The sequence below is a fragment of the Paraburkholderia ribeironis genome, assembly GCF_900019265.1.
Classification (GTDB): Bacteria; Pseudomonadota; Gammaproteobacteria; order Burkholderiales; family Burkholderiaceae; genus Paraburkholderia; species Paraburkholderia ribeironis.
On record NZ_CYGX02000121.1, the window covers coordinates 1 to 2,746 of the forward strand.

Genomic DNA, 2,746 nt, shown 5'->3' on the forward strand with positions numbered 1-2,746 from the left:
ACGACCTCGCTGCCCAGCAGACCCGTTGCACCGACGATAAGTATTCGCATACATCCTCCTGATGGTGGGCTGCGTCCGCTCGCGACGGGGCGTTCATTGTGCACCTCCTTGCGAAACCTCGGTAAACATTGGGAGTTGCCCTTCAACTTCGTTGCGACACGGGCGATGTTTGCGCGTCAACGCAGCTGTAACTGCCTCACTGTGTAGATCGCTCGCGCGAATCTGCCACGGAGCGTCGGGCATTACCTGCTCGGCGGGGAGAACTTTGTCTTTAATCAGCCGCCGGATCATGTAATGGGTAACGCCAAGCGCTGTCGCGGCTTCGGACATCGTCAACCAATCACCGTCCTTCTCTGCCGACTTGTACGCGTAAATATCGCGCACGCGACGTACAGAACTCACACGATGCGCAGTCCAGGTCTTGCCTTGACCCGTGCGTATGCCCATCCGGTTTAGTGAGGCCGCGATGTCCTGATCTGACCATCGGGTTGCCATGCTGCGGATCACTGCGAGCGCTTCGTCAGATGTGTTGCATCCGTGCTCTCCAGTCTTGGGCTTGCGGATCCGCAACTGCGAGTGTTGACCGCCTTGCCAATGAATCGTGAGTATGACTTCCCGCGTCGACTCGTCCACGTCGGCGACTATATCGACGATCAATGCCCGAACCAGTTGCTGGCGCGTGCGCATGTTGACGCCTGGAGCATTCCAGGCGGCATCGAGGTCCTCGGCCAGCTTCGTGAAATCAGGATCGGGGGCCGATCCTGCTGGCGCATGCGCCGCCTCAAGGCGCGTCTGACAAGCCTGCACACGACGCAAGGCCGCTTCCCAGTTCTTCTCCAGTTGTGCGGCAATCAGACGATTATCGGGGTCGCAGGCAGCGTAGCGGCGTTCTGCGAGCGTGGCTTCGTATCGGGCCTGCTGCAGCTCAAGCTCGATGATCCGCCGTTGCTCGTTTATGGTATCCATACGCGTCTGCTCGGCCAGCAAGGCCGCCTCTATCGCCATCGGCTCGACGACACGCATGAGCTCTTTTGCGATCGCGACGTCTATCCGGGAGCCGCCGAAGCTCATGCACTTCGGCGGCAGGTCAAAGCGATAGCATCGATAGACCGGTCGCGGGGTGCGTCCAGTATAGGCCACCGACAGGCGCCGACCGCAACGTGCGCATCCGAGCATCCCTGCAAGCAGGGCTCGGCCGCCGCGTCCAGATTTTACGTCGCCCGCCTTGCCATAGGCGTTGGCGGCGAGCACCTTCTGGTTGCGTTCGAACTCCCCCCAGTCGATGTAACCTTCGTGGTGCTCTTTGAGCATAACCTCCCATTGATCAAACGGCTTACGATGCTTGTACGTCTTGTGTGCACGGCCATCTACGATGGTCGTCTGGCTGCCACTCTTGCCGTAGGCATAAGCTCCGGCGTAGAAGGGATTCCTAAGCACTGATATGACGTTGCGATAACGTATTAGCGTCCAGTCGAATTGCGTCAGCGTCCTGCCGTCGGTCGGTCTTGGAAAGTGGATCTGTTCGGCCAGCAACGACAGGAAGGCTTGTCGCGCGCTGCCCAGTTCACGAAAGCGCGCAAAGATCAGGCGTATGACCTCCTGAAGCCGCTGGTCTGGATCCAGGCCTAGCCCAATATCACGGTGCCAGAGATAGCCGATCGGTACGCTAATACGCAGTTCGCCCCGCTGAGCCTTGGCGCGAGCTGCATCGAGCATCCTTGTTCGAAGAACGTTGAGCTCGAATTCGCTGATGCTACCCTTCATGCCCAGCAGCAACCGGTCGTTCGGTCGACAAGGATCGTACACACCGTCCAGATCGATAACCCTCGCCTGAACGAGACCGCACAGTTCGAGCAGATGGTGCCAGTCACGTCCATTGCGGGCGAGGCGTGACGCATCCAGACAAAGGACCGCGCCGACTTCGCCGGCGCACAGTAACGCCACCAGCCGCTCAAAACCGGGCCTCGCGACCGTACCGCTGGCCGAGCGGCCGAGATCGTCATCGATCACCTCGATGTCACGAAATCCGCGACGCTTGGCTTCTCCGACTAGCTCGTACTGGCGACGCTTGCTCTCGGTGTGCATCTGAACCTGAGCCTGCGTCGACTGTCGGACATAAACTACTGCTTTGCGCTGGAGCAGAGGCGCTGGCAGACGATCAGCGTTCGTCATCGTCAGACTCCTTGCCGATGGCGACGCCTGAGGTCTGGAGCAGCAGCTTCGCAAGGTGTGTGATTGCCCTTGCGCGCTGTGCCGCACTCATTCCCTGAAGCTCGGCGGTGTCGAACCTGAGACCCATCTGCGTCAGTGCAGGCGGTTGTGGGCGCAGCAGGACGCCCCTTGGTAGCTTGGCCATTGCGTTTCTCCCGGACGGTAGTGGAACCGTCCGACGAGTGTGCTCGCAAGCGCCAGTCAACGAGCAGTCGCTCGAGTTCGCTCAGCACCGCAACCGTGACGCGCGGCTCGCCCAAGGCCATAGCAGAACACGAGACGCGATCCAGCATCCACGCCGACACCACCCTCACTACGCCTGGGCTGGCCTCGACGTGCACCACGCGACCGCCGTTTCGTTCCTCGACGTCTCGTACCTTGACGCGACGCCCGTACAAGGGATGCCAACGGTAATGGACTTCAACTTCCTGCCCGATATGGGCAGAATGATCGCGAACCTGCCATCGGTCGACGTAACTATCTGTTCGCTGGAGCAGACTCCGGCGGCGAACGTGCCGCCGCAATCTACAGCCTC

At 60.4% G+C, this 2,746-nt stretch carries 2 protein-coding genes; both read right to left on the reverse strand.

Annotated features, from left to right (window positions below; translation table 11 throughout):
- Positions 1-93 precede the first annotated feature (93 nt).
- Positions 94-2,172 carry a recombinase family protein gene (locus BN2475_RS31525; RefSeq protein WP_094783293.1) on the reverse strand — a complete coding sequence of 693 codons (2,079 nt, stop codon included), beginning with the start codon at positions 2,170-2,172 and terminating at the stop codon, positions 94-96.
- Positions 2,159-2,356: a hypothetical protein gene (locus BN2475_RS31530; RefSeq protein ID WP_028370019.1), complete on the reverse strand. Its 198-nt coding sequence runs from the start codon at positions 2,354-2,356 to the stop codon at positions 2,159-2,161. The genes BN2475_RS31525 and BN2475_RS31530 overlap by 14 nt, the downstream gene beginning before the upstream one ends.
- Between the last annotated feature and the right edge of the window lie 390 nt (positions 2,357-2,746).

What these genes read in the sequence shown, in the direction of transcription:
- BN2475_RS31525 (WP_094783293.1), bottom strand. Translation starts at nt 2,172, where the DNA reads ATGACGAACGCTGATCGTCTGCCAGCGCCTCTGCTCCAGCGCAAAGCA.
- BN2475_RS31530 (WP_028370019.1), bottom strand. Translation starts at nt 2,356, where the DNA reads ATGGCCAAGCTACCAAGGGGCGTCCTGCTGCGCCCACAACCGCCTGCA.